General features: G+C 58.7%; 11 protein-coding genes. 5 read left to right on the top strand and 6 right to left on the bottom strand.

The genetic code is table 11. From position 1 onward, the window contains the following. Positions 1–94 precede the first annotated feature (94 nt). Positions 95–1,558, bottom strand: coding sequence for a glyceraldehyde-3-phosphate dehydrogenase (locus LOY55_RS09540; RefSeq protein WP_046026982.1), 1,464 nt, complete (start codon positions 1,556–1,558; stop codon positions 95–97). Between the two features lie 363 nt (positions 1,559–1,921). On the opposite strand from LOY55_RS09540, the gene mfd reads away from it, so the two are divergent. Genes mfd through LOY55_RS09525 form a run of 3 tightly spaced genes read left to right on the top strand, consistent with a single transcriptional unit; the run spans position 1,922 to position 8,653 of the window. Continuing rightward, the gene (mfd, locus tag LOY55_RS09535) at positions 1,922–5,371 is read left to right on the top strand and encodes a transcription-repair coupling factor (RefSeq protein WP_046026983.1); all 3,450 of its coding nucleotides are present in this window, start codon (positions 1,922–1,924) and stop codon (positions 5,369–5,371) included. A gap of 10 nt (positions 5,372–5,381) precedes the next feature. Further along, entirely contained in the window at positions 5,382–5,948 is a 567-nt protein-coding gene (locus LOY55_RS09530) for a CsiV family protein (RefSeq protein ID WP_109785932.1), read from the top strand. Positions 5,949–5,959: 11 nt separating this feature from the next. Beyond that, on the top strand, positions 5,960–8,653 hold the full coding sequence (locus LOY55_RS09525; protein WP_223523365.1) for a DEAD/DEAH box helicase: 2,694 nt from the start codon (positions 5,960–5,962) through the stop codon (positions 8,651–8,653). A 114-nt stretch (positions 8,654–8,767) separates the two neighbouring features. Here the strand turns inward: LOY55_RS09525 and LOY55_RS09520 are convergent, their stop codons facing one another. The 3 genes from LOY55_RS09520 to LOY55_RS09510 form a co-directional block, all read right to left on the bottom strand. Further along, positions 8,768–9,505, bottom strand: coding sequence for an S-methyl-5'-thioinosine phosphorylase (locus LOY55_RS09520; protein ID WP_109785934.1), 738 nt, complete (start codon positions 9,503–9,505; stop codon positions 8,768–8,770). A 12-nt stretch (positions 9,506–9,517) separates the two neighbouring features. After that, positions 9,518–10,516, bottom strand: a complete 999-nt coding sequence (nagZ, locus tag LOY55_RS09515) for a beta-N-acetylhexosaminidase (protein ID WP_177412240.1) — start codon at positions 10,514–10,516, stop codon at positions 9,518–9,520. Between the two features lie 170 nt (positions 10,517–10,686). Then, positions 10,687–11,394 (bottom strand): TetR/AcrR family transcriptional regulator, encoded by a 708-nt coding sequence (locus LOY55_RS09510; RefSeq protein WP_109785935.1) that lies wholly within the window; start codon positions 11,392–11,394, stop codon positions 10,687–10,689. A 229-nt stretch (positions 11,395–11,623) separates the two neighbouring features. On the opposite strand from LOY55_RS09510, the gene lexA reads away from it, so the two are divergent. Both lexA and sulA read left to right on the top strand, forming a co-directional pair. Continuing rightward, on the top strand, positions 11,624–12,232 hold the full coding sequence (gene lexA, locus LOY55_RS09505; protein WP_046026989.1) for a transcriptional repressor LexA: 609 nt from the start codon (positions 11,624–11,626) through the stop codon (positions 12,230–12,232). Positions 12,233–12,242: 10 nt separating this feature from the next. Then, positions 12,243–12,716: an SOS-induced cell division inhibitor SulA gene (gene sulA, locus LOY55_RS09500; RefSeq protein ID WP_046026990.1), complete on the top strand. Its 474-nt coding sequence runs from the start codon at positions 12,243–12,245 to the stop codon at positions 12,714–12,716. Between the two features lie 91 nt (positions 12,717–12,807). Here sulA and LOY55_RS09495 read toward each other — a convergent pair whose 3' ends face one another. Next, positions 12,808–13,041, bottom strand: coding sequence for a hypothetical protein (locus LOY55_RS09495; RefSeq protein ID WP_007944145.1), 234 nt, complete (start codon positions 13,039–13,041; stop codon positions 12,808–12,810). A 151-nt stretch (positions 13,042–13,192) separates the two neighbouring features. Further along, a complete protein-coding gene (locus LOY55_RS09490; RefSeq protein WP_046026991.1) occupies positions 13,193–13,717 on the bottom strand; it encodes a DUF6586 family protein in 525 nt (174 codons plus the stop codon). Positions 13,718–13,847 lie beyond the last annotated feature (130 nt).

Below are 13,847 nucleotides of genomic sequence, written 5' to 3'. Positions count from 1 at the left end.
CCGCCATTATGCGATAGAAATGAGGGTATGATCACCGCACAAACAAAAACGCCCCGACCTAGGTCGGGGCGTTTTCATTTGCAGCGGATAGCGCTTAGCGCGGGAAAGCTGGCGGGTTTACACCGGCCATGTCTTCCATTACGCGAACTACCTGGCAGCTGTAACCGAACTCGTTGTCGTACCAAACGTACAGAACAACGCGGTTGTCTTGGGTAATGGTCGCTTCAGCGTCCACAACACCTGCGTGGCGCGAGCCAACGAAGTCGGTGGAAACCACTTCCTGCGAATTGACGTAGTCGATTTGCTTATGCAGATCGGAGTGCAGCGCCATGTAGCGCAGGTACTCGTTCATCTCTTCGCGGGTGGCGGCTTTCTCAAGGTTCAGGTTGAGAATGGCCATCGACACGTTTGGCGTCGGAACGCGGATCGCGTTACCGGTCAACTTGCCAGCCAGTTCAGGCAGAGCCTTGGCAGCAGCAGTGGCAGCACCGGTCTCGGTGATAACCATGTTCAGCGCGGCGCTACGGCCACGGCGATCGCCTTTGTGGAAGTTGTCGATCAGGTTCTGGTCGTTGGTGTACGAGTGAACGGTTTCAACGTGACCATTGATGATGCCGAACTTGTCGTTGACAGCTTTCAGCACCGGCACGATGGCGTTGGTGGTGCAGGAAGCGGCAGAAACGATCTTGTCATCAGCGGTGATTTCACCGTGGTTGATGCCGTGAACGATGTTCTTCAGCTTGCCTTTACCTGGCGCGGTCAGAACAACGCGATCGATCCCCGGGCAAGCCAAGTGCTGGCCCAGGCCGTCGGCATCACGCCATACACCGGTGTTGTCCACCAGCAGCGCGTCTTTGATGCCGTACTGGGTGTAGTCCACTTCAGTCGGGTTTTTCGCGTAGATAACCTGGATCAGGTTGCCGTTGGCGGTGATGGTGCTGTTGGCTTCATCAATGGTGATGGTGCCATCGAACGGACCATGAACCGAGTCACGACGCAGCAGGCTTGCACGCTTGACCAGATCGTTCTCGGCGCCCTTGCGGACAACGATGGCGCGCAGACGCAGGCCGTCGCCACCACCGGTTTTCTCGATCAGGATGCGCGCCAGCAGACGGCCGATACGACCGAAGCCGTACAGGACAACGTCGGTGCCTTTGCGCGCGGCAACGTTTTGCTGACCAACCACATCAGCCAGTTCTTCACGGACGAACTGCTCGGCAGTACGGCCTTTGCCTTCGGTCTTGAACTTGACCGCAAGCTTGCCCAGGTCTACCGAAGCGGCGCCGAGCTTGAGCTCGCTCATCGCTTTGAGCAGCGGGAATGTTTCGTGGACGGACAATTCGCTGTCATCGGACTGACGATGACGAGCAAAGCGGTGAGCTTTGAGAATCGCAATGACTGAACGGTTGATCAGGCTGCGGCCATAGATCGAGCTCACCACGTTGTTATTGCGGTAGAGCTGACCGATAAGCGGAATCATCGCTTCTGCGAGTGCTTCACGGTCGATCCATTCACCAAGACACTGGTCGGGCTTCTGAGTCACGGGAACCTTCCACATGTAGGGGCAGAAAAAAGGGGCTACATTATGCCGCCGACTCCCTCCCGTAGCAATGCGCGCTTGTCGTGCGATCCGTAACATTTTCCTGTTCAAAAAAATCACGCCTCGCCAAAGCCCAATAAAACCGGGGCTTTCAGCGCAGTCAATTTTTTGGAGACAGCGCGCCCTTATCCGTAACCCTCCGTAACACTCATTGGTTTTGCCACTACATACCCAGTCATTTCCAGTAAAAAACCGCCGAATTTTGTCTTTACCACTACATTTCGCCAAACCTGCGTAATAGACACAGTCTGCAACTGACAGGCGGCACCCGGGACCGCTACAATTACCGACTTTGTCGCAACGCTTGGAGCTCAACCTTCCGTGCCCGTTCTGCGTCTACCGCTTCTCCCTGCCGCGGCAGGTAAACAGCATTGGGGCAACCTGCCCGGTGCTGCCCTCAGCCTGGCGATTGCCGAGGCTGCCAGCGCTGCCAAGCGCTTTACCCTGCTGCTGACCGCCGATAGCCAAAGCGCCGAACGGCTGGAGCAGGAGCTGAGCTTCTTCGCCCCGGATTTGCCCGTGTTGCATTTCCCGGACTGGGAAACCCTGCCCTACGATCTGTTTTCGCCGCACCAGGACATCATTTCCCAGCGCATCGCTGCCTTATATAGGCTGCCGGAGCTGAACCATGGCGTTCTGGTGGTGCCGATCACCACAGCCCTGCATCGCCTGGCGCCGACCAAATTCCTGCTCGGCAGCAGCCTGGTGCTGGATGTTGGCCAGAAACTCGACGTCGAACAAATGCGCACGCGGCTTGAAGCCAGCGGTTATCGCTATGTCGACACGGTGTACGAGCACGGCGAATTCACCGTGCGCGGCTCGCTGATCGACCTGTTCCCGATGGGCAGCAAACTACCGTTCCGCATCGACCTGTTTGATGATGAAATCGAGACGCTGCGCACATTCGATCCCGAAAACCAGCGCTCCATCGATAAGGTCGACACTGTCCGCTTGCTGCCAGCGCGGGAGTTTCCGCTGCAAAAAGACGCGGTCACCCGTTTCAAGGCACGCTTTCGCGAGCGCTTCGATGTCGATTTCCGTCGCTGCCCGATCTTTCAGGATTTGAGCAGTGGCATCACACCAGCAGGTATCGAGTACTACCTGCCGCTATTCTTTGAGGAAACCTCGACGCTGTTCGATTACCTGCCGCAGGACACGCAAGTGTTTTCCCTGCCGGGCATCGAGCAGGCGGCGGAGAATTTCTGGAACGACGTGCGCAATCGCTACGAAGAACGCCGTGTCGACCCGTCCCGTCCTTTATTACCGCCGGCCGAGTTGTTCCTTCCAGTCGAAGACTGCTTTGCACGCCTGAAGACCTGGCCCCGCGTCGTCGCCAGCCAACAGGACGTGGAAACCGGTGTCGGTCGAGAGCGCTTCCCGGCGCGGGAATTGCCAAACCTGGCCATTGAAGCCAAGGCCACTCAGCCATTGGCGGCACTGGCCGGCTTCCTCGATGAATTCCCCGGACGCGTTCTGTTTACCGCCGAGTCGGCGGGCCGTCGCGAAGTGCTGCTGGAATTACTCGAACGCCTGAAACTGCGACCGAAAACCGTCGACAGCTGGCCGGACTTTGTCTCCAGCAAAGAACGCCTGGCGATCACCATTGCCCCGCTCGACGAAGGCTTGGTGCTCGATGATCCGGCGCTGGCGCTAGTTGCCGAAAGCCCGCTGTTCGGTCAGCGAGTGATGCAGCGCCGTCGTCGCGAAAAACGCGCCGACGCCAATAACGATGCGGTCATCAAGAACCTCACCGAACTGCGCGAAGGCGCGCCGGTGGTGCATATCGATCACGGTGTCGGTCGATACCTCGGGCTGGCGACGCTGGAAATCGACGATCAGGCGGCCGAATTCCTCACGCTGCAATACGCCGAAGGCGCCAAGCTTTACGTGCCGGTGGCCAACCTGCACCTGATCGCTCGCTACACCGGCAGCGACGATGCCTTGGCCCCGCTGCACCGTCTCGGCTCCGAAACCTGGCAAAAAGCCAAACGCAAAGCCGCCGAACAGGTGCGCGACGTGGCTGCCGAACTGCTCGACATCTACGCACGTCGTGCAGCGCGCGAAGGCTATGCCTTCGAAGACCCGAAAGCCGACTACGCGACCTTTAGCGCCGGTTTCCCGTTCGAAGAAACCCCGGACCAGCAAACCACCATTGAAGCGGTACGCGCCGACATGCTCGCGCCGAAGCCGATGGACCGCCTGGTCTGCGGCGACGTTGGCTTCGGCAAGACCGAAGTGGCGATGCGCGCCGCCTTCATCGCCGTGCACGGCGGTCGTCAGGTCGCCATTCTGGTACCGACCACCCTGCTCGCCCAGCAACACTACAACAGCTTCCGCGACCGGTTTGCCGATTGGCCGGTGACCGTGGAAGTGATGAGTCGTTTCAAGTCGACCAAGGAAGTGAACGCCGCGGTCGCGGATCTCGCCGAAGGCAAGATCGACATCGTCATCGGCACCCACAAGTTGCTGCAAGATGACGTGAAGATCAAAAACCTTGGGCTGGTGATCATCGATGAAGAGCACCGGTTCGGTGTTCGTCAGAAGGAACAGCTGAAGGCGTTGCGCAGCGAAGTCGACATTCTTACCCTGACCGCCACGCCGATTCCGCGCACGCTGAACATGGCAGTGTCGGGCATGCGCGATCTGTCGATCATCGCAACCCCGCCGGCTCGTCGCCTGTCGGTGCGCACCTTCGTCATGGAGCAGAACAAGAGCACGGTCAAAGAGGCCCTGCTGCGGGAATTGCTGCGTGGCGGTCAGGTTTACTACCTGCACAACGACGTGAAGACCATCGAGAAATGCGCCGCCGACCTCGCCGAACTGGTGCCAGAGGCGCGGATCGGCATCGGCCACGGACAAATGCGCGAACGCGAACTCGAACAGGTGATGAGCGACTTCTACCACAAGCGCTTCAACGTGCTGATCGCCTCGACCATCATCGAGACCGGCATCGACGTGCCGAGCGCCAACACCATCATCATCGAGCGCGCCGACAAATTCGGGCTGGCACAACTGCACCAGTTGCGCGGCCGTGTCGGGCGCAGTCACCACCAGGCTTACGCTTACCTGCTGACGCCGCCGCGCCAGCAAATTACCCCGGACGCAGAAAAACGCCTGGAAGCGATTGCCAACACCCAGGACCTCGGCGCGGGCTTCGTGCTTGCCACCAACGACCTGGAAATCCGTGGCGCAGGTGAGTTGCTGGGCGACGGTCAAAGCGGGCAGATCCAGGCGGTTGGCTTTACGCTGTACATGGAAATGCTCGAGCGCGCGGTGAAATCGATCCGCAAGGGCGAGCAACCCAACCTGGATCAGCCGTTGGGCGGTGGCCCGGAAGTCAATCTGCGCGTTCCGGCGTTGATTCCCGAAGACTATCTGCCGGACGTTCACGCCCGATTGATTCTCTACAAACGCATTGCTTCGGCCACCGATGAAGATGGCCTCAAAGACTTGCAAGTTGAAATGATCGACCGTTTCGGCCTGTTGCCGGAACCGACCAAGAACCTGATGCGCATCACCGCGCTGAAGCTGCAGGCCGAACTGCTGGGCATCAAGAAAGTCGACGGCGGCCCGCAAGGTGGCCGCATCGAGTTCGCGGCGCAGACGCCGGTCGACCCGCTGACACTGATCAAACTGATTCAGGGCCAACCCAAACGCTACAAATTCGAAGGTGCCACGATGTTTAAATTCATGGTCCCGATGGAAAGCCCGCAAGAGCGCTTTAATACTGTAGAGGCGCTGCTTGAGTGCCTCATCCCGAAAACTGCTTGAAGGACGCCGCATGCGCCTGTTTCGCTTACTGACCTTGCTGACAACCCTGGTCGCTCCAACGGCGTTTGCCGATGACCTGTATCAGGTCGAAATGATTCTGGTCCGCCAAAACGCTGTGCCTGCTATCGTTAGCCGCGCAGCACCGGAAGACTGGGCCGCCGGCGCACAAAGCATCAAACCTGACAGCCTGCGTACGCCAAGCCTGAATGGCGAAGTGGAAAAACTCACCGCCAGCGCCGACTACACCGTGTTGCTGCACAAAGCCTGGCAACAGACACTCGGTGAAGCACCGAGCAAAATCGCGATCAGCGACGGCAAGGAACAGTTCGGCCAATTCCCGATCGAGGGCACGCTGAACCTGAAATTGGGACGATTCACCGACGTAGACGCCGATTTCTGGGTTAACCAGATCGACGCCAACGGCATGGTCACCGCCAGCGAGCGCCTCAAGCAAGAAAGCCATACCAAGAACGGCCAGCTGAACTTCCTCGACAACGGCCACCTCGGCTTGCTGATCAAGATCACCTCGCTTACCGCCCCTGCACCTCGGCCAGTCCCCGATGAAATTCCGGACTGATTGAAGTCCCTATGACCTCGACCCTGAGCAAACCCCTGGGACCTTCCTGGGTCAGCCGGTTCAAAGAGCAAAGCCTGGAGCGCGGCCGTCGCTACGCCCTGGAGAATCGCGTCAGAATCGTCGAGGTCGGCGATGCTACGATTATCGCCGCGTGCGAAGGTTCTGGCGGTAACGTTTACCGTCAGACCATTCGCCTGCGCGAGTCGGCCAAAGCCACCTTGCTGATGGTCGACGCGACGTGCACCTGCCCGGTTCACAACAACTGCAAACATTGCGCAGCGGTACTGCTGAAGGTCCAGGAAACCCTGGACTACCCCGCCGCCGCGCAGGACGCCGAGCTACTGGAAAAACTTCAGGCCGTGCTGGAAAACCGCAGCCCGAAAGCACCTCCGCAAATCCTGGTGGATAATGTCCAACCGGTGCCGCGACTGTGGCTGGCGAGTATCGAGTTCAGCGCTTTCGAACCGCGCAACGGCAAAATGCAGCGCTATATCCAGCATCGCGCGGCGTTGTCTTTCAGCTATCTGGATGAATACGTCTGCGGACAAAAGAACACCGACATCCTGATTCGCCAGGAAACCCAGACGCTGCGGATAAAACGTCACCCGGACGTCGAACAAACCTACAGAGAACAGCTGCGAATCCTTGGCTTCAAGATTGCCACCCGGCAAAGTAAAGCGTTGCCGGAAAGCGCCGGCGAGCTCTACGAGATGGTCAATGACAGTGCCTGGCTGACGTTCACCCTGAATGAGCTGCCGAAGCTGCGCACCCAAGGTTGGGAATTGCAGATCGACGAAGACTTCGGTTTCGACCTGACCGCCGTGGACGACTGGTACGCCACCGTCGAGCAGGCACCGGAGCGCGACTGGTTTGATCTCGAGCTGGGGATTATCGTCAATGGCGAGCGCCTGAGTTTACTGCCGATCCTGTTGAACCTGATGCGCTCCCACACCGAAATCCTCAACCCGGAGCGCCTGGCCCGCCGGCGCGACGACGAGCTGATTCTGGTGAACATTCCCAATCGTCCGAACTCCGAATACGGCCCGCTGCAAGTCGCCCTGCCCTTCGGGCGCTTGAAGCCGGTACTGGCGACGCTCGGCGAGTTCTATCTGCAAGAACCCGGCGAAACCACGCTGCGCTTGAGCAAGGCTGACGCCACGCGCCTGAATCCGCTGGAAGACATGCCGCTGCTGTGGGAAGGCGGGGAACAGATCCGCTCGTTCGCCCAGCGTCTTCGCGACATCAAGGACTACACCGCGACCGTACCGGAAGGCTTGAACGCAACCCTGCGCCCCTATCAGCTGGAAGGCCTGAGCTGGATGCAGTCGTTACGGCAACTGGAGGTCGGAGGGATTCTCGCGGACGACATGGGCCTGGGCAAAACCCTACAAACCCTGGCGCATGTTCTTACCGAGAAAAATGCCGGGCGCCTGGATCGGCCGTGCATGGTGGTGATGCCCACCAGCCTGATCCCGAACTGGCTCGACGAAGCGGCGCACTTCACGCCGCAACTCAAAGTGCTGGCACTGTACGGCGCCAGTCGCAAAAAACATTTCGACCATCTGGCCGATTACGACTTGATCCTGACCACCTATGCGCTGCTGCCCAAGGACGTCGAACGCCTCGCCGCGCAGCCATTGCACGTACTGGTGCTGGATGAAGCGCAGTACATCAAGAACCCCAACAGCAAGGCAGCCCAGGCCGCCCGCGAGCTCAATGCGCGCCAGCGCCTGTGCCTGAGTGGCACACCGCTGGAAAACCATTTGGGTGAGCTGTGGTCGCTGTTTCACTTCCTGCTGCCCGGCTGGCTGGGGGATGTAAAAAGCTTCAACAGCGACTACCGGGTGCCGATTGAAAAACGCGCAAGCGAAGTCAGGCTTTCGCACCTCAACGGCCGGATCAAACCGTTCCTTTTGCGCAGGACGAAGGAACAGGTCGCGAAAGAATTGCCGCCAAAGACCGAGATCATTCACTGGGTCGAGCTCAACGAAGCCCAGCGCGATGTGTACGAAACCATGCGCCTGGCCATGGACAAAAAGGTCCGCGACGAGATCACCCGCAAAGGCGTAGCGCGCAGCCAGATCATCATTCTTGAGGCGCTGCTGAAGCTGCGTCAGGTGTGCTGTGATTTGCGCCTGGTCAACGATGCCGCCCTGCCGTCTCGCGGCAGCACATCGGGCAAGCTCGACAGCTTGATGGAAATGCTTGAGGAATTGTTTGAAGAAGGTCGGCGGATTCTGCTGTTTTCGCAGTTCACGTCAATGCTGGCGCTTATCGAAGTCGAACTGAAGAAGCGTGGCGTCGAGTACGCGCTGCTGACGGGACAAACCCGCGACCGACGTGCGCCGGTGAAGGAATTTCAGAGCGGCAAGCGTCAGATTTTTCTGATCAGCCTGAAGGCCGGCGGTGTTGGTTTGAACCTGACCGAAGCGGATACGGTGATTCACTATGACCCTTGGTGGAACCCGGCAACGGAAAACCAGGCGACTGACCGGGCTTATAGAATTGGCCAGGAGAAACCGGTGTTCGTCTACAAGATGATTGCCCGGGGCACAGTGGAAGAGAAGATTCAGCATCTGCAAAAAGAAAAATCCGACCTGGCTGCCGGCGTTCTGGATGGACGCAAGGCCGGGGACTGGAAGTTGCAGAACGATGATATTGAAGCGTTGTTTGCGCCACTGCCGGATAAGCTGGAGAAGCGCTGACGTCTCTGCGTCTGATCGATTGCTTTCGCGGGCAAGCCCGCCCCCACAAGGTCAACATCAATCCTGTGGGAGTGGGCTTGCCCGCGATTGGGTCAACTCGATGCAAAGCCTGCCTTACCCTTTCAGCACCCGCGCCAACGTCGACTTCACCTTCCCCATCCCGTCATGCAATGCCTGCTCGATTTCAGCCATGGTAATCACCGCCGTCGACTTGCCCGCCGCCGGGTTCACCACCAGCGCCAGGCAGGCGTAATCCAGTTCCAGCTCACGAGCCAGTGCCGCTTCCGGCATGCCGGTCATGCCGACGATGTCGCAGCCATCACGCTCCAGCCTGGCGATTTCCGCAACAGTTTCAAGCCGCGGCCCCTGGGTGCAGGCGTATACGCCATGACTGCTGTAGCCGACGCCTTCAGCCGCCAACGCCGCGATTAACTGCTGACGCAATGGCTCGCTGTAGGGATAGCTGAAGTCAATGTGTGTGACGTGTTCCAGCTCATCGGCGAAAAACGTGTGTTCACGACCGCTGGTGTAATCGATCAACTGATGCGGCACGCAGAAATGCCCGGTGCCCATCGCCGCATGAATCCCGCCCACGGCGTTGACCGCGAGGATCGCTTCGGCGCCCGCCTGCTTCAACGCCCAGAGGTTGGCGCGGTAGTTCACCTGATGTGGCGGGAAACGGTGCGGATGACCGTGACGGGCGAGGAACAACACTTCCTTGCCGGCGTATTCGCCGATCTGCACTTCAGCCGAGGGCGCACCGTACGGAGTGTCCACTGCCAGTGACTGGCGAATGCTCAGGCCTTCGAGTTGAGTCAGGCCGGTGCCACCGATAATCGCGTAAACCGTCATAACGTAAAGTCCTTATTCAATCAGTTGAGCGTCTTTGAGCGCGCCGACAGCCGTCAGCCATCGCGGGTTCTGACGGTATTCGGTATTGGCGTATGACTGGCCGCGCATTCGCGCAATACGCTCAGACGGTTTGACCTTCAGCCGCTGGGCAGCGCTGAGCGCCAACTCCGCAGCAGCGCGATCGTTGCACACCAGGCCCATGTCGCAACCGGCGGTCAGCGCGGCTTCGATCCGGCTGGCCGCATCGCCCACCACATGAGCACCGGCCATCGACAAGTCGTCGCTGAAGATCACACCATCGAATTGCAACTCACCGCGCAGGATGTCCTGCAACCATCGACGAGAGAAGCCGGCAGGCTGGGAGTCGACTTGCGGGTAAATAACATGGGCCGGCATGACGGCAGCCAGTTGCTTGCTCAATTTGGCGAACGGCACCAGGTCGTTGGCGCGGATCTCGTCGAGGCTGCGCTCATCGTTCGGGATGGCGACGTGGGAATCCGCCTCAGCCCAGCCATGACCGGGGAAGTGCTTGCCAGTAGCGGCCATGCCGGCGCTGTTCATACCCCGGATAAAAGCACCGGCCAGCAACGCGGCGCGCTCGGGGTCACCTTCGAAGGAACGGGTTCCGACGACGGCGCTGCGCTGATAATCAAGATCCAGTACCGGGGCGAAACTGAGGTCGAGGCCAACGGCAAGCACCTCGGTGGCCATGATCCAGCCGCACTGCTCGGCCAGGTATTCGGCGTTTGGATTGTCGGCGATGGCGCGCATCGCCGGCAGTCGCACAAAGCCTTGGCGCAAACGCTGGACGCGACCGCCCTCCTGGTCCACCGCCAGCAGCAGATCGGGGCGAATTGAACGAATCGCAGCACTCAACTCGCGCACCTGGCGTGGAGTTTCAATGTTACGCGCAAAAATGATCAAGCCGCCCACTTCGGGCTGGCGCAACAATTGGCGATCTTCAGCCGTCAGCCAGGTACCGGCGACGTCCACCATCAACGAGCCTTGCAGGCCAGCAGTCATAGAAATTCCTTGATAACGAGAAACCCGACCCACACGAATTCGCCGCCTTGGGCAAAGCCCGGCAGGTCGGCGATACAAATGGGGAACGGGTTCAAAACGAGAGTCGGCATGGGCGGCTAGCTTAGCGGATGTCAGCTGCCGCGCCCACCCGTGAGCGGTTAAACCTTGGCGGGAGCCGGGGCCGACTTGCTGCGAGGACGCAACTGCGCGGTCGCCATGGCGGAATCGGTCACACCGGTTTCGGCACGCATGCCGGCAGCCAGGAACGGCACCATGAGGCGCATGACTTGCTCGATGGAGGTGTTGACGCCGAAATCGGTTTCGGCAATCGCGCGCAGGGCCTTGATCCCCGACATGCTGAACGCTGCGGCACCGAGCATGAAGTGTACGCGCCAGAACAGCTCGATCGGTGGAATGCGCGGTGCGGCTTCGTTGACCAGCATCATGTAGCGACGGAACACCTTGCCGTACATGTCTTCCAGATAACGCCGCAAGTGGCCTTGGCTCTGACTGAAGGCCAAACCCAGCAAGCGCATGAAGATCGAAAGATCATTGCCGCTACGAGGCTGCACGACAAGGGCTTGCTCGACGAGGATTTCGAGCAGCTCTTCAAGAGTCGGCTTGTTCTCGGGCTTGGCCTGACGCCGCTCGAGCTCTTTATCGAGGCTAATGCAGAACGGCCCGAGGAAGCGCGAAAAGACCGCTTGAATCAGCGCTTTCTTGGAACCGAAGTGATAGTTCACCGCCGCCAGATTGACACCGGCCTTGCTGGTGATCAGACGCAACGAGGTTTCAGCGAAACCTTTTTCCGCGAACAACTGCTCGGCAGCATCAAGAATACGTTCAACGGTTTCCGACTGGGCCATGGCTACTCCGCCTGACAAACACTTGTTTGAAACATACGTTTCAGCCTATGCGTTGTCAAGCCTGGCAGTTCGATTTGGGAATGGTCGGTCAGCTATTTAACCATACAACGGCAAAGCTTCAATCAGCGGGTCGATCGACCGTCCGGCAGTCGGTGAAAAAAGGGGCATTGCCAAGACGCTTTCACTGTATATAATCCCAGTCACTGTATAAAAAGACAGAGCGATCAAAATGCTAAAGCTGACGCCACGCCAAGCAGAGATTCTGGCCTTCATCAAACGCTGCCTCGAAGACAACGGCTATCCACCAACCCGCGCGGAAATCGCTCAGGAACTGGGTTTCAAGTCGCCCAACGCAGCAGAGGAACACCTTAAGGCGCTCGCTCGCAAGGGTGCTATCGAGATGACTCCGGGCGCGTCCCGTGGCATTCGTATTCCAGGCTTCGAAGCCAAGGCCGATGACTCGACGCTGCCAATCATTGGACGAGTCGCTGCCGGTGCTCCCATTTTGGCCCAGCAGCACATCGAAGAGTCTTGCAACATCAACCCCGCCTTCTTCCATCCGCGCGCTGACTACTTGCTGCGGGTTCACGGCATGAGCATGAAAGACGTCGGTATTTTCGACGGGGACCTGCTGGCCGTGCACACCACACGTGAAGCCCGTAATGGTCAAATCGTGGTCGCTCGAATTGGCGACGAAGTGACGGTCAAGCGTTTCAAGCGTGACGGCAGCAAGGTCTGGTTGATTGCCGAAAACCCTGAATTTGCCCCTATCGAAGTGAACCTGAAAGATCAGGAACTGGTGATTGAAGGCTTGAGTGTCGGCGTGATTCGCCGCTAAAGGAGGCTTTATGCAGTTCCCACACACATCACAGCAAGCCCAATTACCGCTGTTTGAGGCGTTCATGGCGCAACCATTGGCGCCGATCCTGAAAGACGTGGTCGAGTCGCCGTGGTGCGCCGAGCCCGAAGCCTTCAGTGAGCTGTCGCTACGTGGTGCAGCCGGGAACTGCCTGAACCTTCTGGCACCTATTCTCAGGGAGCTGAGCCAGGATCAGGACGCACGCTGGCTAACATTGATTGCCCCGCCAGCGAGCCTGACCCAGGCTTGGCTGCGGGATGCAGGTCTTAACCGCGAACGCATCTTGCTGTTGCAACCTCGCGGCACCCAAAGCGCCCAGCAGTTGACCTGCGAAGCCTTGCGTCTGGGCCGCAGCCACACAGTGGTCAGCTGGCTCAATCCGTTGAACACGACTTCACGGCAACAGTTGATCAGCGCCGCCCGAACCGGGGACGCACAGAGCTTGAATATTCGATTGGGCTAACCGAGTAACAATGCGCGCGTTGAACTGCGCGGGGCTTCTCCAAGGATAGAGAAGCCGATCTGTAGCGATTCCTGCAATCCGACGGGCGGGATCAATGAAGGACGCGAGATCCCTGATCTTTATCAAATTCGCCTTCAACCAGGCGCCCTGCCATCTGAACACCGACGCTCAACATCGCCTTGGCGACTTCCACGTACTGACCTTGAAGGAACGCTTTGGCATCCTCGGAGAAATCCAAAGTGACCAGAGAACCCTCGTCCTCGGCCCTGCGCAGCTCGATACGACCGTCTGGTAACTCGACAATTTCTAGAAAGGACGTTGGCATAAAGGTCTGTTCTCCACGAAAGGCGGGGATTATATAGGCATCGGTCAGGCTTCGCTCGGCAACTTGACCAGATGTCATGGCAAGGAAATATCTTTCAGCACCCATCCTTGAGCGGACACCTTTCAAGGCATCCGTCATACCGGCTAATCCGTCAGCACTCGTTCAACCCTTCTCGAAACCGGATTGCCAGCCCTTTCAGGTTCTGACGCCAGCCTTCCAACTCCTCCCGACTCAGTTCCTCTGGCGCCTCTTCTTCATCGAGGTTAACAGCCAGAATCAATGGCTGAGTCACGTCACCCTTAGGCTTGTGCGGCGCGCGCGGAGGTTGAAACAACGCCGCATGGGCCGCCAACAACTTGGCCAGCCAGGTTTCAGGGTTTTGCGCGAGCTCGACCATTTCAGCCATTTCAGGAATTGCGATGGTCTCGAGTATTTCGCGAGTCAGCAACAACTCAGCCCGAGGCGCATTAGCTTGAGGCAAACGATAGAACCCGGCGATTTCATGGCATAGCCCCAACAAGGCACCGTACAGGTGAAACAACGCCGATTCGCGACCCGCCTGGATCAGCGCCAGCGAGTTCATTGCCCGCCCTTCTTCAGCTCTGGCGAGCGCCTCCAGCGACAGACCGGCGAAATAAATCTTCTGATTGGTACGGGTATAGAGTTCGTGGGCCATGACGGCAGTCTCCACAACGAAATAATTGCTTCACACAGGTCAGACAGTGTCGTGGATCACCTCCGCTTCCCGCAAGCACAAAACAAAAGGCCGCATGAAAACCCGAGGGTTGTCATGCGGCCTTTGTAAT

This window comes from Pseudomonas sp. B21-040 (assembly GCF_024748695.1).
Classification (GTDB): domain Bacteria; phylum Pseudomonadota; class Gammaproteobacteria; order Pseudomonadales; family Pseudomonadaceae; genus Aquipseudomonas.
This window is presented reverse-complemented; position numbering and strand designations above follow the sequence as displayed.

Excerpts from the sequence above, each read along its gene's own strand:
- LOY55_RS09540 (WP_046026982.1), bottom strand. The coding sequence starts at position 1,558 with ATGTGGAAGGTTCCCGTGACTCAGAAGCCCGACCAGTGTCTTGGTGAA.
- LOY55_RS09530 (WP_109785932.1), top strand. The coding sequence starts at position 5,382 with ATGCGCCTGTTTCGCTTACTGACCTTGCTGACAACCCTGGTCGCTCCA.
- LOY55_RS09525 (WP_223523365.1), top strand. The coding sequence starts at position 5,960 with ATGACCTCGACCCTGAGCAAACCCCTGGGACCTTCCTGGGTCAGCCGG.
- LOY55_RS09520 (WP_109785934.1), bottom strand. The coding sequence starts at position 9,505 with ATGACGGTTTACGCGATTATCGGTGGCACCGGCCTGACTCAACTCGAA.
- LOY55_RS09510 (WP_109785935.1), bottom strand. The coding sequence starts at position 11,394 with ATGGCCCAGTCGGAAACCGTTGAACGTATTCTTGATGCTGCCGAGCAG.
- lexA (WP_046026989.1), top strand. The coding sequence starts at position 11,624 with ATGCTAAAGCTGACGCCACGCCAAGCAGAGATTCTGGCCTTCATCAAA.
- sulA (WP_046026990.1), top strand. The coding sequence starts at position 12,243 with ATGCAGTTCCCACACACATCACAGCAAGCCCAATTACCGCTGTTTGAG.
- LOY55_RS09495 (WP_007944145.1), bottom strand. The coding sequence starts at position 13,041 with ATGCCAACGTCCTTTCTAGAAATTGTCGAGTTACCAGACGGTCGTATC.
- LOY55_RS09490 (WP_046026991.1), bottom strand. The coding sequence starts at position 13,717 with ATGGCCCACGAACTCTATACCCGTACCAATCAGAAGATTTATTTCGCC.